Source organism: Enterobacter oligotrophicus, from assembly GCF_009176645.1.
GTDB lineage: Bacteria > Pseudomonadota > Gammaproteobacteria > Enterobacterales > Enterobacteriaceae > Enterobacter > Enterobacter oligotrophicus.
In genome coordinates this window covers 727,064-749,386 of sequence record NZ_AP019007.1, presented here as the reverse complement: position 1 = coordinate 749,386, position 22,323 = coordinate 727,064, and the positions used below count along the sequence as shown (strand labels likewise).

General features: G+C 53.2%; 21 protein-coding genes and 1 pseudogene. 10 read left to right on the top strand and 12 right to left on the bottom strand.

The annotated features are described in order from the left end of the window. Positions 1-32 precede the first annotated feature (32 nt). Positions 33-1,541, bottom strand: a complete 1,509-nt coding sequence (locus EoCCA6_RS03595; RefSeq protein ID WP_194163335.1) for an anion permease — start codon at positions 1,539-1,541, stop codon at positions 33-35. Positions 1,542-2,150: 609 nt separating this feature from the next. Here EoCCA6_RS03595 and EoCCA6_RS03590 point away from each other — a divergent pair. Next, positions 2,151-4,931: a flavocytochrome c gene (locus tag EoCCA6_RS03590; protein WP_152081509.1), complete on the top strand. Its 2,781-nt coding sequence runs from the start codon at positions 2,151-2,153 to the stop codon at positions 4,929-4,931. Between the two features lie 65 nt (positions 4,932-4,996). Then, the gene (locus tag EoCCA6_RS03585) at positions 4,997-5,959 is read left to right on the top strand and encodes an FAD:protein FMN transferase (RefSeq protein ID WP_152081508.1); all 963 of its coding nucleotides are present in this window, start codon (positions 4,997-4,999) and stop codon (positions 5,957-5,959) included. Here the strand turns inward: EoCCA6_RS03585 and dcuR are convergent. Together dcuR and EoCCA6_RS03575 are read right to left on the bottom strand one after the other, a co-directional pair. Continuing rightward, positions 5,940-6,659 (bottom strand): two-component system response regulator DcuR, encoded by a 720-nt coding sequence (gene dcuR, locus EoCCA6_RS03580; RefSeq protein WP_152081507.1) that lies wholly within the window; start codon positions 6,657-6,659, stop codon positions 5,940-5,942. The two genes, EoCCA6_RS03585 and dcuR, sit on opposite strands and share 20 nt — an antisense overlap. Then, positions 6,656-8,272, bottom strand: coding sequence for a sensor histidine kinase (locus tag EoCCA6_RS03575; protein ID WP_152081506.1), 1,617 nt, complete (start codon positions 8,270-8,272; stop codon positions 6,656-6,658). Before EoCCA6_RS03575 ends, dcuR begins: the two co-directional genes overlap by 4 nt. 164 nt (positions 8,273-8,436) lie before the next feature. On the opposite strand from EoCCA6_RS03575, the gene EoCCA6_RS03570 reads away from it, so the two are divergent. Further along, entirely contained in the window at positions 8,437-9,300 is an 864-nt protein-coding gene (locus EoCCA6_RS03570; protein WP_152081505.1) for an N-acetylmuramic acid 6-phosphate etherase, read from the top strand. Positions 9,301-9,357: 57 nt separating this feature from the next. On the opposite strand, the gene ompC is transcribed toward EoCCA6_RS03570, so the two are convergent. Beyond that, entirely contained in the window at positions 9,358-10,524 is a 1,167-nt protein-coding gene (ompC, locus tag EoCCA6_RS03565) for a porin OmpC (protein WP_152081504.1), read from the bottom strand. Positions 10,525-10,808: 284 nt separating this feature from the next. Here ompC and EoCCA6_RS03560 point away from each other — a divergent pair, with 284 nt between their 5' ends. The 3 genes from EoCCA6_RS03560 to EoCCA6_RS03550 all read left to right on the top strand — a co-directional run bounded on the left by EoCCA6_RS03560 (position 10,809) and on the right by EoCCA6_RS03550 (position 13,471). Beyond that, the gene (locus tag EoCCA6_RS03560) at positions 10,809-11,510 is read left to right on the top strand and encodes a phosphohydrolase (RefSeq protein ID WP_152081503.1); all 702 of its coding nucleotides are present in this window, start codon (positions 10,809-10,811) and stop codon (positions 11,508-11,510) included. Between the two features lie 61 nt (positions 11,511-11,571). Beyond that, positions 11,572-13,002: a DNA cytosine methyltransferase gene (locus EoCCA6_RS03555; protein ID WP_152081502.1), complete on the top strand. Its 1,431-nt coding sequence runs from the start codon at positions 11,572-11,574 to the stop codon at positions 13,000-13,002. Further along, positions 12,968-13,471 carry a very short patch repair endonuclease gene (locus tag EoCCA6_RS03550; RefSeq protein WP_152081501.1) on the top strand — a complete coding sequence of 168 codons (504 nt, stop codon included), beginning with the start codon at positions 12,968-12,970 and terminating at the stop codon, positions 13,469-13,471. The genes EoCCA6_RS03555 and EoCCA6_RS03550 overlap by 35 nt, the downstream gene beginning before the upstream one ends. On the opposite strand, the gene yedA is transcribed toward EoCCA6_RS03550, so the two are convergent. Continuing rightward, positions 13,431-14,345, bottom strand: coding sequence for a drug/metabolite exporter YedA (yedA, locus tag EoCCA6_RS03545; protein ID WP_152081500.1), 915 nt, complete (start codon positions 14,343-14,345; stop codon positions 13,431-13,433). The two genes, EoCCA6_RS03550 and yedA, sit on opposite strands and share 41 nt — an antisense overlap. A gap of 178 nt (positions 14,346-14,523) precedes the next feature. Between yedA and EoCCA6_RS03540 the strand changes: the two genes are divergently transcribed. The 3 genes from EoCCA6_RS03540 (at position 14,524) to dgcQ (ending at position 17,480) form a co-directional block, all read left to right on the top strand. Then, a complete protein-coding gene (locus EoCCA6_RS03540; protein ID WP_152081499.1) occupies positions 14,524-15,435 on the top strand; it encodes a DUF808 domain-containing protein in 912 nt (303 codons plus the stop codon). Between the two features lie 78 nt (positions 15,436-15,513). Then, positions 15,514-15,696, top strand: coding sequence for a YodC family protein (locus EoCCA6_RS03535; RefSeq protein ID WP_152081498.1), 183 nt, complete (start codon positions 15,514-15,516; stop codon positions 15,694-15,696). A gap of 83 nt (positions 15,697-15,779) precedes the next feature. Beyond that, positions 15,780-17,480 (top strand): cellulose biosynthesis regulator diguanylate cyclase DgcQ, encoded by a 1,701-nt coding sequence (dgcQ, locus tag EoCCA6_RS03530; RefSeq protein WP_152081497.1) that lies wholly within the window; start codon positions 15,780-15,782, stop codon positions 17,478-17,480. Here dgcQ and EoCCA6_RS03525 read toward each other — a convergent pair. Beyond that, the gene (locus EoCCA6_RS03525; protein ID WP_152081496.1) at positions 17,465-18,265 is read right to left on the bottom strand and encodes a mannosyl-3-phosphoglycerate phosphatase-related protein; all 801 of its coding nucleotides are present in this window, start codon (positions 18,263-18,265) and stop codon (positions 17,465-17,467) included. The genes dgcQ and EoCCA6_RS03525 overlap by 16 nt on opposite strands. A gap of 301 nt (positions 18,266-18,566) precedes the next feature. Continuing rightward, entirely contained in the window at positions 18,567-18,794 is a 228-nt protein-coding gene (gene yodD / locus EoCCA6_RS03520; protein WP_152081495.1) for a YodD family peroxide/acid resistance protein, read from the bottom strand. Between the two features lie 128 nt (positions 18,795-18,922). On the opposite strand from yodD, the gene dsrB reads away from it, so the two are divergent. Further along, positions 18,923-19,111, top strand: a complete 189-nt coding sequence (dsrB, locus tag EoCCA6_RS03515) for a protein DsrB (protein ID WP_152081494.1) — start codon at positions 18,923-18,925, stop codon at positions 19,109-19,111. Positions 19,112-19,216: 105 nt separating this feature from the next. On the opposite strand, the gene rcsA is transcribed toward dsrB, so the two are convergent. The 5 genes and pseudogenes from rcsA to fliO form a co-directional block, all read right to left on the bottom strand. After that, positions 19,217-19,840 (bottom strand): transcriptional regulator RcsA, encoded by a 624-nt coding sequence (rcsA, locus tag EoCCA6_RS03510; RefSeq protein ID WP_152081493.1) that lies wholly within the window; start codon positions 19,838-19,840, stop codon positions 19,217-19,219. Between the two features lie 289 nt (positions 19,841-20,129). Further along, positions 20,130-20,922, bottom strand: a pseudogene (gene fliR / locus EoCCA6_RS03505) (flagellar biosynthetic protein FliR); the annotation flags it as partial. A gap of 7 nt (positions 20,923-20,929) precedes the next feature. Then, entirely contained in the window at positions 20,930-21,199 is a 270-nt protein-coding gene (gene fliQ / locus EoCCA6_RS03500) for a flagellar biosynthesis protein FliQ (RefSeq protein ID WP_003859587.1), read from the bottom strand. Between the two features lie 10 nt (positions 21,200-21,209). Beyond that, a complete protein-coding gene (fliP, locus tag EoCCA6_RS03495) occupies positions 21,210-21,947 on the bottom strand; it encodes a flagellar type III secretion system pore protein FliP (protein WP_152081491.1) in 738 nt (245 codons plus the stop codon). After that, the gene (fliO, locus tag EoCCA6_RS03490; protein WP_152081490.1) at positions 21,947-22,321 is read right to left on the bottom strand and encodes a flagellar biosynthetic protein FliO; all 375 of its coding nucleotides are present in this window, start codon (positions 22,319-22,321) and stop codon (positions 21,947-21,949) included. The genes fliP and fliO overlap by 1 nt, the downstream gene beginning before the upstream one ends. Positions 22,322-22,323 lie beyond the last annotated feature (2 nt).

Below are 22,323 nucleotides of genomic sequence, written 5' to 3'. Positions count from 1 at the left end.
AACCGCCGGAGGGTTACCCCGGCGGTCAGAAATCAGAACATCATGGACATCCACGGATAACCAATCAGCAGCAGGGCCGCCAGGAAGATGGCACCGAAGATGGTGCCCAGACGCCAGTAGTCTTTGGTTGGCAGATAACCGCTACCGTAGTAAATCGGGCTTGGGCCAGTACCGTAAGGCGTGATGATCCCCATGATACCTAGCGACGTCACCATCAGCAGGACGAATACTTCCATATTCATGCCCGGAATGGTGGAGGCGATGGTCAGCATCGCGGGCAGCAGCGCCGTGGTGTGCGCGGTGGTGCTGGCAAACAGATAGTGCAGCAGATAAAACGCCAGCAGCAACACAATGGTGGCGACACCCGGAGAGATACCGCTCATCAGCATGCCCCCCTCTTTACCCAGCCAGCCGATGAAGCCGGTGGAGGAGAGGCCGTCTGCCAGCGCAACCAGCGTTGCGAACCAGACGAAGGTGTTCCATGCCGCTTTGTTACTGGTGATGTCGTTCCACTCCAGCACGCCGGTCCACAGCATCAGGCCGACGATCAACAGGGCCGCCATCGCGGGTTCAATCCACGCGGCCGCGAAGATCCACATCAGCAGGGCACAGCAGACGAAGACCAGCAGAAGGATTTCGTTACGGGACAGTTTGCCCAGTTTCTCCAGTTCACGGCTTGCCCACAGCGGTACTTCGTCGTTCACTTTCACTTCGGGTGGATAGAACCAGTACGCCAGCAGCGGCATGGTCAGAATCAACAGCACACCGAGCGGCAGGAAGGCGATAAACCAGGTGCCCCAGGAGATGTTAATCCCTACGGTGCTTTTCACCAGCGCCAGGGCCAGCAGGTTAGGCGCGAGAGCAGAGAGGAACATCGAGCTGGTGATACAGGCTGCGGTGATCGCCACCCACATCAGGTACGAACCAATTTTACGCGCGCTAGGATCGTTCGGTTTTGAACCGTACAGCGGCGGCAGGTTAGCGATAATCGGGTAGATGGTCCCGCCGCTGCGTGCAGTGTTGGATGGGGTAAACGGTGCCAGCAGCAGGTCCGCGAAGGTGATGGCGTAACCGAGCGTCAGGCTGCGACGGCCCAGATATTTCACCAGAATCAGCGCCAGACGGCGGCCGAAGCGGGTTTTATCGTAGCCTGCGGCGAACATAAAGGCTCCGAAAATCAACCACACAGTCGAGTTGCCAAAGCCACCGACAGCCCATTTAAAGGAGGCTCCTGCCAGCTTGAATTTCGGGTCGGCCAGTTGCTCCGGGCTGAACAGCACCCACTGGCTGCACAGGGCAATCGCCACCACGCCGGTCAGGCCAATGACGGCACCCGGCAGCGGCTCGAAGATCAACCCGACGATCACGCCGACAAAGATGGCGAAGTAATGCCACGCATAAGGCGGCAGCCCTTCAGGAACGGGAACAAACAGCAGCAGCACGGCGACGATAATCGGCAGCGCCATCATTAGCAGGCGTTTTGCATTTCCGTCTGATGCTTTACTCGCCGCAGGAGGCGTTACAGCAGTTTTTGTGGTCATAGTTTTCACGTCTTAAGTTGTCAAAAATTCGTTCGTACGGTGAAATGACAAATCCGCTTTATTTAGTTGCTTTGCTTTTTTTAGTTATTAAACGTGCGGTTTTGTTATTTCAGTAAATAGTGTTTGACGCATTTTTATATGCGCTAAATTAAAAAATATGATGTTTATATATTGCGCCTTCGGAGACCAGATCTGTTGATCGCGATCAAATAAATAGAATCTGAGGTGTATTTTTATTCGTTTTCAAATAACCACTCGGATGTATGTGGGTATTAGATGTTTTCGACTTTGTTTTTTATCATTGTGATAACATGATAAAATTGGTTTCTTGCTATATTATTGATATTTATCGTGTTTATTTGTCTTGTTGTAATTGGTCTTACCTTCAAAATTTTAACGAATTTTAAATTGTTGTGAATGATGCAATCTATGTTGCTAACACCAATGTGTTATTAATGTTATCGCAGGGATTAAATAGTTTTTTAACTAACGTAATATCTTTGGAAACTAAAAAAATCATTATATTACTATCATGACATCGGCATAAAAAAAAGAAATAAAACTGAGCCCGATAACGAATTCTTAATTTTAAAGTTTGGAGTTTCTATTATGAGCACTAACGAACGTATTCTAAGCCCTTTCACATTACCGAATGGCACTGAACTAAAAAACCGTTTGTTAATGGCCCCCATGACAACCTGTACGGGCTATTACGATGGCACAGTCACCAGCGAGCTGGTGGAGTACTATCGCGCGCGTTCGGGCAGCATTGGCACCATTATTGTGGAGTGCTGCTTTGTGGACGATCTCGGCCTCGCGTTTCCGGGGGCGATTGGTATCGATAGCGACGAGAAAATCGCCGGGCTGGCGAAAATTGCCGAGGCTATTAAATCCAACGGCTCAAAAGCCCTTCTGCAGATTTACCACGGCGGCCGAATGGTTGATCCTAAACTTATCGGTGGCCGCACGCCGGTTGGCCCAAGCGCCGTTGCCGCGCCGCGTGACGGTGCTGCGACGCCGGTGGCCCTGACCACGGCAGAAGTGGAGGGCATGATCGGTAAGTTTGGTGAAGCGGTGCGTCGTGCCATTCAGGCCGGTTTCGACGGTGTGGAAATCCACGGGGCAAACACCTATCTGATCCAGCAGTTTTACTCGCCAAACTCAAACCAGCGCGACGACGAGTGGGGCGGCAGTCGCGACAACCGTGCGAAGTTCCCGCTGGCGGTGCTGGACATCACCCACAAAATGGTGCGCCAGTACGCCGATGATGCCTTTATTATTGGCTACCGTTTCTCCCCTGAGGAGCTGGAAGTTCCCGGCATTCGCTTTGAAGACACCATGTACCTGCTGGAAAAACTGGCGGCGCGTGGCGTCGATTATCTGCACTTCTCCGTCGGTGCCACCCTGCGCCCTTCCATTGTCGACACGCAAGATCCCACTCCGCTTATCGAAAAATACTGCGCAATGCGTTCTGAAACGCTGGCACAGGTTCCGGTGATGGGCGTGGGCGGCGTGGTGAATGCAGCCGATGTGAATGAAGCGCTGGATCATGGTTACGACCTGATCGCCGTGGGTCGTGCCACCATCGCCTACCCAGACTGGACCGACCGTATTGCAGCCGGTGAAAACCTGGAGCTGTTTATGGACAGCACCAAACGCGAAGAACTGAACATTCCTGAACCGCTGTGGCGCTTCTCGCTGGTGGAGGCGATGATCCGCGACATGAGCATGGGAGAGTCAAAATTCAAACCAGGCATGTTCGTTGAGAAAGTGCAGGACGACGCAAACGAACTGGTGATTAACGTCAGCCTGGACACGGACCGCATTGCCGATATCGAACTGGCCTCTGGCCCGAGCGAAGACGTTGAGTTCGTTACCAGCTTTGAAGAGATCCGTACCCGCATTCTGGATGCGAATACGCCGCATGTGGATGCCATCACCGGCGCAACCAGCCAGAGCGAAGCGGTGAAAAAAGCGGTATCAAAAGCCATGCTGAAATCCAGCAAAGCGCTGGCGGCGGAAGAGGGCGTTGACCCGAACGAAACCAAAAGCGTGGACGTGGTGGTGGTCGGTAGCGGCGGGGCCGGTCTGGCGGCAGCGATTCAGGCGCACGATGAAGGTGCGAGCGTACTGATTGTCGAGAAAATGCCGACCATCGGCGGCAACACTATCAAAGCATCTGCCGGGATGAACGCGGCAGAGACTCGCTTCCAGCGTGTGAAAGGCATTCAGGACAGCAAAGAGTTGTTCTATCAGGAAACGCTGCAAGGCGGCGGAAACAAGAACAACCCGGAACTGCTGCGCCGCTTCGTGGAGAATGCGCCAGAGGCCATCGAGTGGCTGGCAACGCGCGGTATCATGCTGAACGACATCACCACTACCGGCGGGATGAGCATCGACCGTACTCACCGCCCGAAAGACGGCTCTGCAGTCGGTGGCTATCTGATCAGCGGCCTGGTACGTAACGTTAACAAACGTAACATCGACGTGATGCTTGATACCTCGGTCAGCGATATTATTTTTGAAAACGGTGAAGTGACCGGCGTGCGTCTGACCACCGAAGAGAATGAAGCCATCACGGTGGCAACCAAAAGTGTGATTGTGGCGACGGGGGGCTTCAGCGCTAACAGCCAGATGGTGGTGAAATACCGTCCCGATCTGGCAGGGTTCGTTACCACCAACCACAAAGGGGCCACCGGTGGCGGCATCGCGCTGCTGGAACGCATCGGGGCGGGCACCGTGGATATGGGTGAAATTCAGATCCACCCGACCGTCGAGCAGAAAACGTCGTACCTGATTTCTGAATCCATCCGCGGTGGCGGGGCGATTCTGGTGAATCAGCAGGGGAACCGTTTCTACAACGAAATGTCGACCCGCGACAAAGTGTCCGCGCAAATCATCGCGCTGCCAGAGAAATATGCCTACATCGTCTTTGATGAGCATGTTCGTACTAAAAATAAAGCGGCGGATGAGTACATTGCCAAAGGCTTTGTCACCAGCGCCAGTTCACCAAAAGCACTGGCTGAAGCACTGGGGATGGATCACCATACCTTCCTGGCGACGCTGGAACGCTATAACGGTTTTGTGGAAAAACAGCACGATGATGACTTTGGCCGTACCACCGCGCTGCGTGCGCCGATCAACGAAGGGCCTTTCTACGCCATTCAGATTGCGCCGGGCGTTCATCACACTATGGGTGGCGTGACCATCAACACCGAAACCTGCGTGCTGGATAATAACCACAACGTGCTGCCAGGGGCGTTTGCCGCCGGTGAAGTGGTCGGTGGTATCCACGGTGGCAACCGCATCGGCGGTAACGCAGTGGCAGACATCATTATTTTTGGTACGCTTGCCGGACATCAGGCGGCGATGCGCGCGAAAAGAGCATAAGTCAGCCGTTATGGTTTGCCGGATACGCGTCGTGTATCCGGCATTTCAACCAGGGAGCTTGCACCATGTCTTCTGATCATCGCGTTTACAGCTATTCCGCCGTCCTGATGGGCTCTCCCATCCTCCTGAAACTCTTTTCCCATGACGAGGCGCTCGCCTCCCGCGTGTTTCGCCTGATCAAGCAGTATGAAGATCTGCTTACCGTCAATCGCGCCCACTCGCAGGTCATGGATATCAACCATGCTGCCGGTCAGCACCCGGTTGCCGTCAGCCGCCCGGTGTTTGAACTGATCCGCTGCGCAAAAGCGGCAAGCCTGTTCAAAGAGAGCGCATTTAACCTGGCGATTGGGCCGCTGGTGAAGCGCTGGAAGATCGGTTTTAAGGGTGACAGCGTGCCGCCAGCCGATGAAATCGCCGCGTTACTTAGCATTACCCGTCCGGAAGATGTGGTGCTGGATGAAACCTCCGGCAGCGTGTTTCTGGCAAAAGCCGGGATGGAGATTGATCTTGGGGCTATCGCTAAAGGGTATATTGCCGACCGCGTGCGGGATTATCTTCGTAAAGAAGGTGCGACGCTGGGCCTGATTAACCTGGGCGGTAATATTCAGACGCTAGGCTCGCCGGAAGGGGGCTGGCACGTAGGGCTTAAAAAACCGTTCGCGGAAAATGAGCTGATTGGGTCGATGACGGTAGAAAACCGATCCGTCGTGACATCGGGAACCTACGAGCGTTACTTCGAACAGAACGGCAAACGCTACCACCACATCCTCGATCCGCGCACCGGGTATCCGCTGGATAACGAACTGGATAGCGTCACCATTCTGTCAAAAGAGTCCATCGACGGTGATATCTGGACCACGCTGCTGTACGGCATGGGCGTGGAGAAGGGCTGTGCTGCGTTGCGAGCCCGTCCCGATATTGAAGCCATCTTTGTGACTAAAACCAAAGAAGTGGTGATCTCATCGATGCACCACTTCCGCTTTACGCTTCTGGATGACCGCTATCGCGTTACTGACAATACTGTTTGAGTAGCCCTGTCTGCTCCGGCTGGAGCCGGTAACGATACACCGGACGCCCGGTGGCACCGTAGTGAATGCTGGTGAACAGAATGTTAATCTGCGCCAGCCAGATTAAGTATTTACGGCAGGAGACGCGCGAAATATTGACCGCGTTTGCCAGGTCATCGGTAGAAAACTCCGTTTCCGGGTGCGCGTCAATCCACTGGCAAATGGTGCGCAGCGTTTGCGGCGTTAACCCTTTCGGTAATTTCTTGCTGTCTGCCAGTTCCGGCGCACCGCCGTGGATCAGTCTGTCGACATCGGCCTGCTCATAATACTGGTGTGATCCCATCATGTTGTGCTTCGCCTTCCAGCCGTTCAGCGCCTCTTCAAAGCGCGGAAACTGGAAGGGCTTAATCAGATAGTCCACCACGCCATAGTGCATGGAGGTCTGGATGGTGGTGGCATCCGAGGCCGAGGAGATCATAATCACGTCGATCGGGCGGCCTGAAGCCCGGATGACGGCCAGCAGATCCAGGCCGTTATCCTGCTGCATATAGACATCCAGCAGCACCAGATCAATGGGCTGGTCGGGATTATTGATCAACGCCTCGGCCTGGTTGAGCGTGGAGGCGACGCCGCAGCAGCGAAAACCCTCAACGCGGTTCACGTACAGGCGGTTGAGGTCGGCTACCATAGCGTCATCATCGACAATTAAAACATTTATCACGCGATATTCCTCTCGCTATCCCAGGGGATCTGAACAAAAAATTGGGTAAATACGCCAGGTTCCGACTCGACGGTAATATCACCGCCCAGATTCTGGATCTGCTGGCGTGCAAGGAACAGCCCAACGCCACGGTTTTCACCTTTTGTTGAGTAGCCTTTGGTAAAAATAGCCTCCAGTTGCACCGGATCGATACCGGGGCCGTCATCGCTGACTTCGCAACTGAGCCAGCCATTCTGGTAATGCAACAGAAGGCTGATCTCACCTTCTGGCTGGCCTTCCATTGCATCCAGCGCGTTTTCTATTAGGTTACCCAGCACGGTGATCAGCACTGCCACCTGCTCTTCGCTGGCAGTATCCGGCAACTGACACTCATCAGCCAGTGTCAGGGTGAATCCTGCTTCTTTAGCCCGATTGATTTTACCCAGCAAAAAGCCCGCGATCACTGGCGATTTAATTTTGCGCTGGATAATCCCAATGTCGGTCTGGTAATGATGCGCCGTTTGCAGGATGTACTCTTCCAGCTTGTCGTAACGCTTCATGTGTAAAAGCCCCAGGATCACATGCAGTTTGTTCATAAACTCATGCGTGTGGGCGCGCAGGGCGTCGACGTAATTGACCATGCCATCAATGCGCTGCATCAGCTGGCTGATTTCGGTTTTATCACGGAAGGTGCTGATAGCACCGATCACCTGGTTCTGGCTTTTCACGGGCACCATATTGCACAGCAGCAGTCGCCCGTTACAGCTGATCTCCTGATCCTGTCGCGCAATACCGGTCTTCGAGACTTCCCGCAGGCTTGCCAGCAGCGGTTCGCTGGTATTTTCGGAGTGCTGGCCGGAAGGCAGAAGTAAAATTTCGCGGGCGGCATGGTTAATCATCGTCACACGGCCATGAATGTCCACCGCCATCACGCCTTCCCGGAGCGACTGCAGCATCGCCTGGCGCTGTTCAAACAGTGCAGAGATCTCGTAAGGCTCCAGCCCGAACAGAATGCGTTTCAGGACGCGAACCAGGCCCCAGATCGCCAGCGAACTCATCAAAATACTGAACAGAATGGTCCATATGGCATTCAGCCGCCCGCGGGCGATCTGCTCTTCCACTTTATTCAGGGAGATCCCCACCACCACAACGCCAATTTGCTCATGCCGGGCATCATAAATGGGGGTAAATACGCGCAGCGCTTCGGCGAGTACGCCCCGGTTAACAGAGACGTTCTCTTTTCCTTCCAGTGCAGGCGTGAGGTCATCGCCGATAAAATGCAGGCCTAATAGCGCCTCGTTCGGGTGCGAATAACGGATGCCCCGCATGTCGGTCACGACTGTAAACAGCAGATCGTTGCGGGTTGTTACGGCCTGGGCAATGGGCTGAATGATATCCGCCTGCGGCGATTGCAGCAGGCCGCGCTTCACGTCCGGGCTGTCGGCAAAGGTCCGGGCAATACCCAGCGCCGTATCTTTGACATCATCGCGTGTGGCGCGCGTGATTTGCACGGAATAGAGTGCAAACACCAGCAACAGAACAGAGCCGATAATGGCACAGACCATCAGCGTGACCAGCGTGTTCAGTTTCATGGGGCGCTTGCGCGTCGGGGGGAAGGGCTGCAAATCGCTCATCAATACTCCGCGATGAAGAAGTAAGGGCTAATTATCACCGATGAAGCGCTTTTCTTAAAGCCATGTAAAAGCATGCATTCTGTCCTCTTTTCGTGAGGCTCCTCGCAGGTCATCTATATAAAACACTTTATAGTGTGTGGGAACTCATAATAAGGAGGCTGTTTATGAGCATTATGCTTACCGGTTCAGTCAAGGAAAGACGGCACGCCAGCACGATGAATATCGATAGATTGTCCACGCTGGACATGCTGAACGTCATTCACCAGGATGATGCACAAATCTCCGATGCTATTACTCCCTTTTTAACAACCCTTGCCCGTGTGGTCGATAACGCGGCGGCAACACTCAGCCATGGTGGTCGTCTGGTGATTGTCGGGGCGGGGCCATCCGGACGCGTGGCAGAGCAGGCAGGAGCAGAATATGCCCCCGGAAAACATCCCGTTTTAGCCATCTCTGCTGGCAACGATGCCGGAAACTATGAGCGCGGAGTTGCCGACCTGCAGGCGATGACGTTTGGTGAGCACGATATGATGCTGGCCCTGACGGTCAGCGGTAAAACGCCCTGGGTCTGGGGGGCAATGCGGCATGCATGGTCGCTGGGCGCAGCCGTTGCCGTCATTACGGGCGATCCGCAAAGTGAAGCCGCGCAGCTGGCGAGTATGGTCATTGCGCCGGATCTGGGGGCGGATGTGGTCGCAGGGTATGCGAATACCAAAGCGGGGATAGCCCAAAAAATGATCCTCAATATGGTAATGACCGGGCTGGCGATCCGCACCGGGCGCGTATACAGCAACCTGCGTGTGGATCTGGAGGCAAGCAACACCCGATGGGCAGAGCGGCAAATTGCCATTGTGATGGAAGCCGGCGGATGCACCCGCGCCGTAGCAAAAGCGGCACTGGAAAGCTGTAATCACAATTGTAAAACGGCGGTCCTGATGGTGCTGACGGGGCTGGATGCATGGAAGGCGCATGAACTGCTGGCGCAGAACAATGGCTTTATTCGGGTTGCGCTGCAGGAAGCGCCGTAACGATTGAGTGCATGAGATAAAAAAAGCCCGCAGAGCGGGCTTTAGTATTTATGGGGATTAGAACTGGTAAGTCATACCAACGCCAACAATATCGTCGGTCGCAATACCGTTGTCATTGTAGAAGGCATCGTCTTCATCCAGCAGGTTGATTTTGTAATCAACATAGGTGGAGAAGTTTTTGTTGAAGCTGAAGGTCATGCCCAGGTCGATGTAGTTAACCAGATCCTGGTCCACATAGTCATAGCCATTGCCTGGGTGGTAATCGTTGCCGCCCAGATCGATACCTTTTGAGTAAACCCATGCCAGGGATGGACGCAGACCGAAGTCGAACTGATACTGCGCTACGGCTTCGAAGTTCTGCGTTTTGTTGGCAATGCCAGTGTCGCCGTATGGCGTCATGTTGCGGGTTTCAGCATACATCATCGCCAGGTAGTAACCCTGCGCGTCGTATTTCGCGCCGATGGTCCAGGCTTCAGCCGTTTCACCACCAGCAAATTTGCTGAAGCGGTTATTGCTGCCTGCACCGTAAGCAACTTGCTCATTAGTACGATCGGAAGAAGAGTATGCAGCGCCCAGGCTCAGACCGAAGTCGAAGTCATAGGTCGTTGACATACCGAAGCCGTCGCCATTCTGGAAACGAACATTTTCGTGACCATTTTTGGTGCCTTCCTGATCTTCGTTAGCATTTGAACCTTCGTTGTTGCCCTGATATTGCAGCGCGAAGTTCAGACCATCAACCATACCGAAGAAATCATTATTACGGTAAGTCGCCAGACCGTTAGCACGGCCATTCATAAAGTTGTCAGTCCAGGTGTAAGAGTCGCCACCAAATACTGGCAGCATATCGGTCCATGCTTCGACGTCATACACGACGCCGTAATTACGACCGTAATCAAATGAACCGTATTCACCATATTTCAGGCCAGCGTAAGCCAGACGGTTAAAGGAGGTATCGCCCGCGCCTTCGGTATCGTTAGCGTAGGTTTTATATTCCCACTGACCATAGCCAACCAGATCGTTGTTGATCTGCGTTTCGCCTTTGAAACCAATCTGGACGTAGGTTTCATCGCCATCATCACCCGCATGGTCAGAGAAAGTATGACGCGCGTCGACTTTACCGTACAGGTCAACTTTATTACCGTCTTTATTGTACATTTCTGCCGCATTTGCTGCGCCAGCCATTAATAACGCGGGTACAAGAATTGCCAAAACTTTTCTTTTCATTATATATTCCCTTTAAAGATAATTTATATGAATATATGTAATCACCCTCCGTAATTACATCGTCGATACTATTCTACGAAGAATGATTTTGGTTCAAAAATAAATGTAATTAAATTATATAAAATATTGCAAAATATTTCTTATTGTCACTTTATTATTCTCGCGAATTGATATATAAAATATATATGTCGTAATTATTATTAAGTATTTGGCGGTTCTATTTTTTAATTGATTTAATTCGGTTGTGTTATAGTTCGTTCTCTTTTTAGTGACTGGGCAGGGTTATGGATCTCGCACTGTGGCAACACCGCTTTGAACGTTGGCTCAAGGACAACCACGCGACGGATGACGCGGCGCATGATATTTCTCATTTCCGCCGAGTCTGGATGACGGCGCAGAAAATGCTGTCTCACCAGACGGTCAATCCGCTGGTGGTGCTTACCGCCTGTTACTTTCATGACATTGTCAGCCTGCCGAAAAATCATCCCGAACGACACCAGTCATCAAGGCTGGCAGCGCGTAAAACACGTGACATTCTGTGTCACTATTTCCCGGACTTCCCGCCAGAATGCTATGCCGCCGTCGAACATGTTATTGAAGCGCACAGCTTCAGCGCCGGGATTGCACCGCAAAGCCCTGAAGCCAAAATTGTGCAGGATGCTGACCGGCTGGAAGCGTTAGGCGCTATCGGCCTGGCGCGCGTTTTCGCCGTGTCCGGTGCGCTGGGCGTGGCACTGTTTGATGCGGACGATCCGTTCGCGGAAACGCGCCCTCTGAATGACAAAGCCTACGCGCTCGATCATTTCCAGACCAAGCTGCTTCATTTACCTGAGACCATGCAAACGGAGGTCGGGCGCGAACTGGCGCGACATAACGCCGATTTTCTGATCCAGTTTCTGGCGAAACTGAGCGCCGAATTGCAGGGCGACTGCCTGGGATTAGACAGCCAGGTGCAGCGTCGTTTCCATCGCAGCTTGAGTTCCTGAACTGTGGTACTCTGTTTTCAGTCTTTATTGTCCGGTTAAGAGAATGCAGGAAAATCGATCTGTGACTGAGCCCGCGCCTGAGCGGGGTGAGAAATCAACGGCAGCGGTGCAGGCATTACTGCGTCAGCTGATGGATATCTATGATGCCAGAACGCTGGCGAACCAGCTGGAGGCTCACGGAGAAAGTCACTGGAGCCCGGCAATCCTGAAGAGACTCCGGAACAGCGAGCGGGCAGGGCACCGCCTGAGCGAAGGTGAATTTCGTTATCTGCAGAACCTGCTCCCGCGGCCTTCTGCCGCACACCCGGATTATGCCTTCCGTTTTATCGATCTCTTCGCCGGTATCGGCGGCATCCGCCACGGTTTTGAAGCTATCGGCGGCCAGTGCGTCTTTACCAGTGAATGGAATAAACACGCGGTACGCACCTACAAAGCCAACTGGTACTGCGATCCGCACGCGCACCATTTTAATGCCGACATCCGCGATGTGACCCTGAGCCATAAAAGTGGCGTCACCGATGAAGAGGCCGCAGCGCATATTCGCAACACCATCCCCGCCCATGACGTGCTGCTGGCGGGCTTTCCGTGCCAGCCTTTCTCGCTGGCCGGTGTGTCGAAAAAGAACGCCCTGGGACGCGCGCACGGTTTTGCCTGTGATACGCAGGGAACGCTCTTTTTCGATGTTGCCCGCATTATCGATGCCCGTCGTCCGGCGATTTTTGTGCTGGAAAACGTCAAGAATTTAAAAAGTCATGACGGCGGAAAAACGTTCCGCATTATTATGCAAACGCTGGATGAGCTGGGCTACGACGTAGCGGATTCACAGGATATGGGGGCAGATGATCCGAAAATTATCGATGGCAAACATTTCCTGCCCCAGCATCGCGAACGTATTGTGCTGGTGGGGTTCCGCCGGGATCTTAATCTGAAGGGCGATTTTACCCTTCGGGATCTCCCGTCGTTATACCCGGCGCGCCGTCCGACTATCGCTGATTTGCTGGAACCCGTCGTTGACGCGAAATTTATTCTCACGCCAGTGCTGTGGAAATACCTGTATCGCTATGCCAAAAAGCATCAGGCCAAAGGCAACGGCTTTGGTTTTGGCATGGTGAACCCTGATAATCCGGATAGCGTGACCCGCACGTTGTCTGCCCGTTATTACAAAGATGGCGCGGAAATCCTTATCGACAGAGGGTGGGATAAAGCACTCGGTGAAAAAGATTTCGACGATCCGCAGAACCAGCAACATCGTCCGCGTCGGTTAACGCCCCGCGAGTGCGCCCGCCTGATGGGATTTGAGACGCCACAAGGCTACAGTTTCCGTATTCCGGTATCGGACACTCAGGCGTACCGCCAGTTTGGTAACTCGGTCGTGGTGCCCGCGTTTGCGGCGGTGGCGAAGCTGCTGGTTTCACGCATCAATAAAGCGGTGATGTTGCGAAAAAGTGAGGCCGTCAATGACGGATGTACACGACAAAGCAACGCGCAGTAAAAACATGCGTGCGATTGGCACGCGTGATACTGCCATTGAAAAGCGGCTGGCCGGGTTGCTGGCCGGGGCGGGGTTTACGTTTCGGGTGCAGGATGCGGCGCTGGCCGGACGCCCTGATTTTGTGATTGACCCGTACCAGTGCATCATCTTTACCCACGGCTGTTTCTGGCATCATCACGACTGTTATCTGTTTAAAGTGCCCGCCACGCGCACCGATTTCTGGCTGGAGAAGATAGGCAATAACGTGGAGCGTGATAAACGGGATGTCGCAACGCTTTTGGCGGAAGGCTGGCGGGTACTGATCGTCTGGGAGTGTGCTCTGCGCGGCAGGCTGAAACTCAGTGATGTGGCGCTGACGGAGCGGCTGGAAGAGTGGATCTGCGGCGGCGGTCAGGCGGCGCAGATCGACACTCAGGGCATTCACCCGGTTACGGTTTCTCAACCTCACACGGTGCCACCACGGGCTTAGCGGGCAGCAAATATTTGCCCAACGTCACCAGCACCACGGCAAAAACAATCACTCCCAGCGCCAGCCATTCAATGGTCGACAACACTTCGCCAGCAAAACCGGTGCCCAGCAGCACGGCGACCACCGGGTTAACATACGCATAGCTGGTGGCGACAGCCGGGGAGACATTGCGGATCAGGAACATATAGGCATTAATGGCGATGATGGAGCCAAACAGTGCCAGATAACCGACGGCGAGCAAGCCAGACAGATCCGGCATTGCCGTCAGCTTTTCCCCGGTCAACGCTGAGGCAATCAACAGCACAATACCCGCCGCAAGCATCTCAATGGCACCCGCCATCATGCCGGAAGGCAGTTCGATACGTGAGCCGTAGACCGAGCCAAAAGCCCAGCTCATGGAGCCAATCAGGATCAGCAGCGCCCCCCACGGATTCCCGCTCAGATTACCGCCACTGTTGAGCATAATAATCCCGGCCAGGCCGATTGCGATCCCCAGCCATTCCAGTTTTCGTGTGCGAATGCCAAACAGACGGCTAAAGCAGAGCGTAAACAGCGGCACGGTGGCGACCACGACGGCCGCAATACCCGACGGCACGTTCTGGTGCTCGGCGACGGTGACAAAACCATTCCCCACCGCCAGCAACAGCAGGCCAATCAGCGCCGCGTTGAGCATCGGGCGCAGCGTTGGAAGTTTATGCCCACGCAGCAGTAAAAAGGCCATCAGCAGCACGCCGGCCGAGAGGAAGCGAACGCCTGCCATCATCAGCGGAGGCCAGCTCTCCACGCCGATACGAATGACAAAATAGGTCGAACCCCAGATGATATACAGCGAAAAAAGCGCTCCTGTGAGCGGTAATAAGTGCCGGAAACGCATAGTCCCTCACGACGGAATAAAAAGGTCGATCATAGTAAACGTGAAAACTATCGCGCTGGCGAGTCCTTTAATTGTGGCGTTGATGTGAATTTTTTGTTGACTTGAGCTACCTGTTTCAGGGTTTCCGGTTTTGCTCCATACTATTCACTTAATTACCAAAAAAAGAAGGATAGAGATTTTGGCAGGAAGTAGCTTATTAACATTGCTCGACGATATCGCCACCTTGCTGGATGACATTTCCGTCATGGGAAAACTGGCAGCGAAAAAGACCGCTGGCGTACTGGGGGATGATTTATCACTGAACGCGCAACAGGTGAGCGGGGTCAGGGCGAACCGCGAGCTGCCGGTGGTGTGGGGCGTGGCGAAAGGCTCCTTTATCAACAAGGTGATCCTGGTTCCGCTGGCGTTGCTGATCAGCGCTTTTATTCCCTGGGCCATTACACCGTTGCTGATGATTGGCGGGGCGTTTTTGTGCTATGAGGGCGCAGAGAAAATAGTGCACTCCTTCGCTGCACGCAAAGAGAGCGATACACCTGAGGCGCGACAGCAGCGTCTGGAAGCGCTGGCCGCGCAGGACCCGAAAACGTTTGAACGCGATAAAGTCAAAGGCGCTATCCGCACTGACTTTATTCTGTCAGCCGAGATCGTTGCCATTACGCTGGGGATTGTCTCGGACGCGCCGTTGTTCAACCAGGTGCTGATCCTCTCCGGTATCGCGATTCTGGTGACAATAGGCGTATACGGCCTGGTTGGGCTGATTGTGAAGCTGGACGATATTGGCTTCTGGCTGGAAGAGAAATCTAGTGTGCTGGCGCGAGGTATCGGCAAAAGCCTGCTGGTGCTGGCTCCCTGGTTAATGAAGAGTTTATCCATTGTGGGCACGCTGGCGATGTTCCTCGTCGGGGGCGGAATTGTGGTGCATGGTATTGCGCCGTTGCACCATGCGATCGAACATTTTGCCGCAGCGCAGGGCGCTGTTGTGGCGGCTATTCTGCCGACGCTGCTCAATCTGGTGCTGGGTTTTATCCTTGGCGGTATCGTTGTGGCTGTCGTGACGCTGGTCGAAAAAATGCGCGGAACGTCGCACTAATTGTTTCTTTCTGAAGGATGCAAAAAGGCCATTCCTCGTCTAAATTGAAACAGTTTCACCCTGATACAGGAGGCAGGTATGGTCTTTTTGGTCAGTGATGAAGTAAAGCCTAAGAATGGCGGTCCACGCATGATCGTTACCGGTTATTCCAGCGGAATGGTGGAATGCCGGTGGTATGATGGGTACGGCATCAAGCGGGAGGCGTTTCGTGAAGACGAGCTTCAGCCGGGTGACAGGCGGCAGAACCGCGACAAGGCTTAATCACTTAACGCCCGGCCTGGCCGGGCGTTTTTACTGACGCAGGCTTATCGTATTGGGTAAAGAGTGGCAATCAGGGAGTGTGTGTGCAGCGCGATACCAACCGTGTAAAACGATCTTTTCTGCAATGGCTGCATAAGCGCAGCAATCCCGGTCTGATTGTTAATAGCTGTTTTCTGATCGTGCTGATCTTTTCCACTCTTCTGACCTGGCGTGAAGTTGTCGTGCTGGAAGATGCCTACATTTCCAGCCAGCGTAACCATCTCGAAACGGTCGCGAATGCGCTGGACCGACAGCTACAGTTCAGCGTCGATAAAATGCTTTTTTTCCGTCACAGCATGGGCGATGCGCTGCAAACGCCGCTGGCGTTCGGCGTATTGCATGATGCAGTGCTGCGCTTTAGTAGCCTGCGGGCCACCCCAAACTGGCAGATTGCACTGGACCGGAAACGCACGCTGCCGATAAATGGCGTTTCCGACGCGTTTGTCGAAAAAACCACGCTTCTTAACCGCGACAACACCCGCCTTAACAGTGAGCTTTCCGCCGCCCTGGAAGTGGGGTATCTGCTGCGCCTGGCATCGTCAGATAAACGCAAAGAAGTGCGCGTGGTGTATGTTTCTCGCGCCGGGTTCTTTCTCGCAACCGATGCGACGGATAAATCAGAGGATATTGCGCCTCGCTATTATCAACTGGTCACTCAACCCTGGTTTACCCAACAGTCTGAGCGCGGAAACCGGGCGCGTGCCGTACGGTGGTTTATTTCACCGGCTTCGGCTTTTGTCGGGAAAGAACCGCTGATCACCGCCAGCGTGCCAATTTATTACGACCATTTCTGGTACGGCGTGGTGGCGATGGATTTCACCTTTGGCACCATGAAACGTCTGCTGGAAGATGCCATGGATGATCATACGGAAGGGGAGTACCAGCTTTACGACACTCGCCTCAACATGATTGCTACCTCGGAAAGGCCGGACAATCAGGCAAGCCGTTTTGATAAGCGTGAGACAGCGCAGATCGCCCGCGCCATTGAGAGCGATACGCAGGGCGGTATTCGCCTGGGAAGCCGCTTTATCAGCTGGGAGCGGCTCGATCATTTCGATGGCGTTGTCCTGCGTATCCATACCCTGAACGAAGGCGTGCGCGGGGATTTTGGCAGCATCAGTATTGTGCTGGCGCTGTTGTGGGCGCTGTTTACCGCCATGCTGCTGATCTCCTGGCTGGTTATTCGTCGCATGGTCAGCAATATGTATACCCTCCAGCATTCCCTTCAGTGGCAGGCCTGGCATGATCCGTTAACCCGGCTGAATAACCGTGGAGCCTTGTTTGAGCGAGCAAAAATTCTCGCCATGCAATGTCAGCAGCAGTCGCGACCGTTTTCCGTCATCCAGATCGATCTTGACTGTTTTAAGAGCATTAACGACCGCTTCGGGCACCAGGCCGGCGACAAGGTTCTTTCCCACGCCGCAGGGATTATTGCGAGCGGATTACGTGAGGGCGAGCTGGCAGGGCGTGTCGGGGGAGAAGAGTTTTGCGTGGTTTTACCTGGCGTGGCGCTGCCGGAAGCGGCGGCAATTGCTGAACGTATTCGCTCACGTATCAACAGCAGAGAAATTCTGGTTCAAAAAAGTACGACGTTACGTATCAGTGCATCATTTGGGGTGAGTTGTGCGCATGAGAAGGGCAACTATGAGTTTGAACAGCTACAGTCTATTGCTGATACGCGGCTGTATCAGGCAAAACAGGGCGGACGCAACCAGGTCGTCTGGCAGGATCACCCCAGGAAGTGATCGAGGCCCTCGCTCCAGCCCGCCGGACCGGGAAGCTGAGTGTGGTAAACCCGCTCAGGGTTATTATCCTGAAGCGTTATGCCGAGTCGGTTAATACCTTTGACGACAACGGCGAAGTCAACGCAGTCCAGCAGAGGGGCATCGTTAGGGCCATCACCGAGCCCCAGCGTCGTTGGCTCTCTGTCTTCATACTGGCGATAGCGTTCAACCATCCACTCAATCGCGATATCTTTACCACAGCGGGCATCCAGAACATGCCAGAAGCGTGCCCCCTGTACCAGTTTCAGGCCAGCCTGTTCCAGCGAGTCTTCAAAGCATGCGAGTTGCCGGTCGCTGTCGCGCCAGATTAACGTCACGGAGGCTTCATGCTTGCGCGCAAGCGTGGAACGCGCGCGGTTAAGCCCCGTCCAGTCGCTAATGATCTGTACATCCACATCATCAAACGTAGTGAATTTATAGCCCTCACGCGCGCGAACCTGCTCAATCACGCGGCGGATGTCAGGGTGCGGTATACCTCTGAGCAACCGTGATACATTTTCCCAGCGAATGTCAGGCTGAATAACCGCACCGTTTTCAGCAATGAACGGAAGTCCTTCCAGCCCCAGATCCTGCTGAATCTCGTGCATTTCCGCTGCGGTTTTGCTGCTGCATAAAATGACAGGGATCTGTTCATCCTGGAGCCTCTCCAGCCAGGACGCCGCAGGTTGCCAGTCATAGGTATGAATATCCAGCAATGTTCCGTCGAGGTCGGTGAAAATCAGTAAGGTCTCCTGCAGCGAAAGCATAATGGCTCCTGGTGATTGATAGCGAGAGGTTCTAAGAAAAATCCTAAATAACGGACACGGCAGAGGAGGGCTGGTTATGGAAACGATCCCGTCAAACCCATACGCCACGCACGTTTATGCTCATAACCAAAAATCACATGTATAAAATATTATATTCGTCAGAAGAATATATGCTTGTCAGGCAATTTTGTTGGGGATAATGTTTTCGTACATCAGATTTCCTGGTGTAACGAATTTTCAAGTGCTTCTTGCATAAGCAAGTTTCATCCCGGCCATCCCCATGACCGGGATTTTTTTCGCCTCAACGGTTCGCTTCAGACACGCTAAAGTCATGGATATCGAGCTCGAAGGCCTCGGCCAGCTCACGGTAGGTGTGGTAATCCCTGCCGTTCACAATCACTCTGTCGGAACCATCGTCCGTGCGACGAACCTCAGATTCGCTGATCTCATTGATAGCGGCGAGCAGGGCATCAACATCCACTTCCACGTCGCGTTTGATGGTGTCGCTGTACTCTTTATCGGTCTTCATTACGGGGTCCTCATTTAACCGTGTCCGTTTTTAAGTATAGACCGCACACAAAAACGCCATTCGAACCCGACGTCGATGCCAGGTAATGCGTTTTGTTCTACACTGGCTCAAAACCACAGGAGGAATGTATGAAGGTCAACGATCGGGTAACTGTCAAAACGGACGGTGGACCGCGCCGCCCCGGTGTGGTGCTGGCAATAGAAGAGTTTAATGAAGGCACGATGTACCTGGTGTCACTGGACGACTACCCGCTCGGCATCTGGTTCTTCAATGAACTGGGTCACCCGGATGGTATCTTTGTGGAAACGGCAGAATAGCAGGCGGTCGGGTGGCGTTCAGCGTACCCGACTTCTGCTGCTGTAAAAGCAAAAATCTCTGGCCAGGCCAGAGATCAAGGTAGGGTACGACAGCAGTGAGGCACACTAGCGCATATTGACGAAAATTCCATTTGTCACATTATCAGTCAGGCGAACGACGTGATAGATCACTTGCTTATTATGCGTTTTAATCTTCCTTTTAATATTTCCTTTGTGTGATGAAACGGTTTTTGCTTTGATATTCATCTGGTCAGAGATCTGAATTGTCCCTTGCCCAGCCATCCACATTCGTAACATACTTGATTCAGTTCTGCTTAATGATAGGGTGGGTAAGTTAACCGCCCCTACATTCTTCACTTCTTTATTCAAATAATCACCCAGGATGTCATCCAGCGACTCTGGTTTAATCGACTTAGAACTGATCAATAAATTTTTACGGACCAACAAATATTCATCGAAATGGATATTCGCGATCGCCATAAAAACAATAAACAGGGTTTTAGGATGCTGATTAATGATCTGCTTAATGTGCTGACTGTTGGCTGGATCGTGAATGAAACAGTCCTCATTAATAAACACCACGCCGGGCTTGTGTTCATCACAAGCGGCTGCAAGTTCGTCAACGGTGTGTGCATCGTTGATGTCTCTCTTTCTTACCCCTCTGCTTGCTAAGTACCCGGTTAACCCTAGCCGGGTGTAGCTGCATAAATCCATAATGATCGTTGACATGGCATACCCTCACTCAATGCGTAACGATAATTCACCATCTGCCTGAGAGCTCATAAACAGCCATACGGGATGGAAAAACGTAATAAAACCTGTGAGCATGACAAAGACTTTCAGGCGAACTCACTATCCCGTAAAGTTACGTATAATTTGCCAGGAATCATCTTAAAGTAAAGTAAATATTAAGTATTGTGAGGTGGTTAGAAACAATTAAACCGCGTCAGATATATCCTGGAAGATGTTTTTCGATTTTTATTTTAGGAATATCCTCAGGAAGACACCGTAAAGATTGCGGATTATTATTTGCGTGGTAATTCGCTAACAATATCTGCTAAGAGATTGAATATCTCGCTGAATAAATGTTCGCAGAAGGGGGCGATAAGTGGCATTAGCAATGACATTAATAAAAGTCCGACCGTCAGCGTCACCGGAAAACCGATAACAAATACCGATAACTGTGGTGCCATTCTGTTCAGTAAACCTAATGACAGGTTAACGGTCAGCAGCAGAGTGATGATCGGCAGCGCCAGCATCAGTCCGTTGAGGAATATAAGCCCGGCTGCACGGACGAGGGCCAGAAATGCGTTACTGTTCACCGGGTTCTCTCCAATTGGCAGGGTATGGAAGGTGTCTACCAGCATTGAGATCAGCCACAGGTGGCCATTGAACGAGAGAAACAGCAGCATCGCCAGCAGATCGATAATACGCGCCAGTACCGGCATGTTGAGATGGCTGCCGGGGTCGACGAAGGTCGCAAAAGATAAACCCATCTGCAGGCCGATCAGTTCGCCCGCAGTACGCACGGCAGCAAAAGCCAGCTGCATGGTAAACCCGACCGCGACGCCAATCATCACCTGCTGCAGGGCAACCCACACGGCGTTAGGGGAAAAAATGGGGATATCAACCGGCGGCAGTGAGGGCGCAACAATAATCGTGATGATGATGCCCAGCCCCACTTTGACGCGTTTAGGGACGGTTTTTTCACTGAGAATCGGCGCGGTTGAGATGAGCGCCATAATGCGCAGCATCGGCCAGAAGTAGACGCCAAGCCACTGAACCCACTGGTCGCTGGTGAAATGCAGCATCGTGATATCAGCCGATGATGTACGGCAGATTGGTAAAGAGGTTGCGCATGTAGTCCAGCAGCAAATTGAGCATCCACGGCCCGGCGACGATAATCGCCACGAACACGGCGATTATCTTCGGAATAAATGACAGCGTCATTTCGTTAATTTGCGTGGCGGCCTGCAGGATACTGATAATCAGGCCGGTGACGAGCGCAACAAGTAACAGGGGCGCAGCGACGGCAATGGCCACTTTCATCGCTTCCGTGCCCATCATCATGACCGATTCTGGCGTCATTACGCGCTCCTCAACTGTAGAAACTCTGCGCCAGCGAACTGACCAGCAACTGCCAGCCATCGACCAGAACAAAAAGCATGATCTTAAAGGGGAGGGCAATGGTTGCAGGGGGCACCATCATCATACCGAGTGCCATCAGGACGCTTGCGATCACCAGGTCGATAATCAGGAACGGGATAAAAATGGTAAAGCCAATCTGGAACGCGGTTTTCAGCTCGCTGGTGACATACGCAGGCAGCAGAATGCGCATCGGCACCGCTTCCGGCCCCTGTAACTCACCGGTATTGGACAGGCGGGCAAACAGGGCCAGATCCGCTTCACGCGTCTGACGCAGCATAAATTCACGCAGAGGTTGAGCGCCTTTTTCCAGCGCATCCTGCATGGAAATTTTGTCTTCGCTGAATGGCTGGTACGCGTCGGTATAAATCTTGTCAATAACCGGCGACATAATGAAAAAAGTCAAAAACAGAGCCAGGCCAAGCAGCACCTGGTTTGGCGGTGCCGACGGAGTGCCTAATGCATTACGCAGCAGACCAAACACAATGATGATGCGGGTGAAGCTGGTCATCATCAGCAGGATCGCCGGAATAAACGTCAGGGAGGTGATGAAAACCAGCGTCTGAACCGGAAGCGACCAGCTTTGCCCGCCACCTGCCAGTGGCGTTGAAACCAGGCCAGGCAGTTGCGCATAGACAGCGGGAGCAAACAGGGCCAGGCCCGCAAGCGTGAGGGATAACAAACGGCGCATCAGGATCTCCCGGAACGCTTAAGCAAACTCTTCATAACGGACTGAAAATCCGCGGGTGTGTCGGCGCTGGCGTCCGCAGTTTCAGGCGCAGGCGGTAATGTATGTAATACGTTGATATGTGAAGCCGTCACGCCCAGCACCAGACGCGCATCTTCCACATCAACGATGACCACGCGCTCGCGCGGCCCCAGTGAGGTACTGGCGCTGACCTTCAGGCCACGCGCACCGGCGGTTTTACCCGCCAGACCAAAGCGCTTTGCCAGCCAGGCGGCGATCAGAATAAAGGCAATAATACCGAACAGAGCACCGCTCACCTGGAGCAGCGGCGAACCCGGTACTGCGGAGGGTTGGGATATTGTTGCCTGGGTTTTCATGC

Coding starts and splice junctions, on each gene's coding strand:
- EoCCA6_RS03595 (WP_194163335.1), bottom strand. CDS start 1,541: ATGACCACAAAAACTGCTGTAACGCCTCCTGCGGCGAGTAAAGCATCA.
- EoCCA6_RS03590 (WP_152081509.1), top strand. CDS start 2,151: ATGAGCACTAACGAACGTATTCTAAGCCCTTTCACATTACCGAATGGC.
- EoCCA6_RS03585 (WP_152081508.1), top strand. CDS start 4,997: ATGTCTTCTGATCATCGCGTTTACAGCTATTCCGCCGTCCTGATGGGC.
- EoCCA6_RS03575 (WP_152081506.1), bottom strand. CDS start 8,272: ATGAGCGATTTGCAGCCCTTCCCCCCGACGCGCAAGCGCCCCATGAAA.
- EoCCA6_RS03570 (WP_152081505.1), top strand. CDS start 8,437: ATGAGCATTATGCTTACCGGTTCAGTCAAGGAAAGACGGCACGCCAGC.
- ompC (WP_152081504.1), bottom strand. CDS start 10,524: ATGAAAAGAAAAGTTTTGGCAATTCTTGTACCCGCGTTATTAATGGCT.
- EoCCA6_RS03560 (WP_152081503.1), top strand. CDS start 10,809: ATGGATCTCGCACTGTGGCAACACCGCTTTGAACGTTGGCTCAAGGAC.
- EoCCA6_RS03550 (WP_152081501.1), top strand. CDS start 12,968: ATGACGGATGTACACGACAAAGCAACGCGCAGTAAAAACATGCGTGCG.
- yedA (WP_152081500.1), bottom strand. CDS start 14,345: ATGCGTTTCCGGCACTTATTACCGCTCACAGGAGCGCTTTTTTCGCTG.
- EoCCA6_RS03535 (WP_152081498.1), top strand. CDS start 15,514: ATGGTCTTTTTGGTCAGTGATGAAGTAAAGCCTAAGAATGGCGGTCCA.
- EoCCA6_RS03525 (WP_152081496.1), bottom strand. CDS start 18,265: ATGCTTTCGCTGCAGGAGACCTTACTGATTTTCACCGACCTCGACGGA.
- yodD (WP_152081495.1), bottom strand. CDS start 18,794: ATGAAGACCGATAAAGAGTACAGCGACACCATCAAACGCGACGTGGAA.
- dsrB (WP_152081494.1), top strand. CDS start 18,923: ATGAAGGTCAACGATCGGGTAACTGTCAAAACGGACGGTGGACCGCGC.
- rcsA (WP_152081493.1), bottom strand. CDS start 19,840: ATGTCAACGATCATTATGGATTTATGCAGCTACACCCGGCTAGGGTTA.
- fliQ (WP_003859587.1), bottom strand. CDS start 21,199: ATGACGCCAGAATCGGTCATGATGATGGGCACGGAAGCGATGAAAGTG.
- fliP (WP_152081491.1), bottom strand. CDS start 21,947: ATGCGCCGTTTGTTATCCCTCACGCTTGCGGGCCTGGCCCTGTTTGCT.
- fliO (WP_152081490.1), bottom strand. CDS start 22,321: ATGAAAACCCAGGCAACAATATCCCAACCCTCCGCAGTACCGGGTTCG.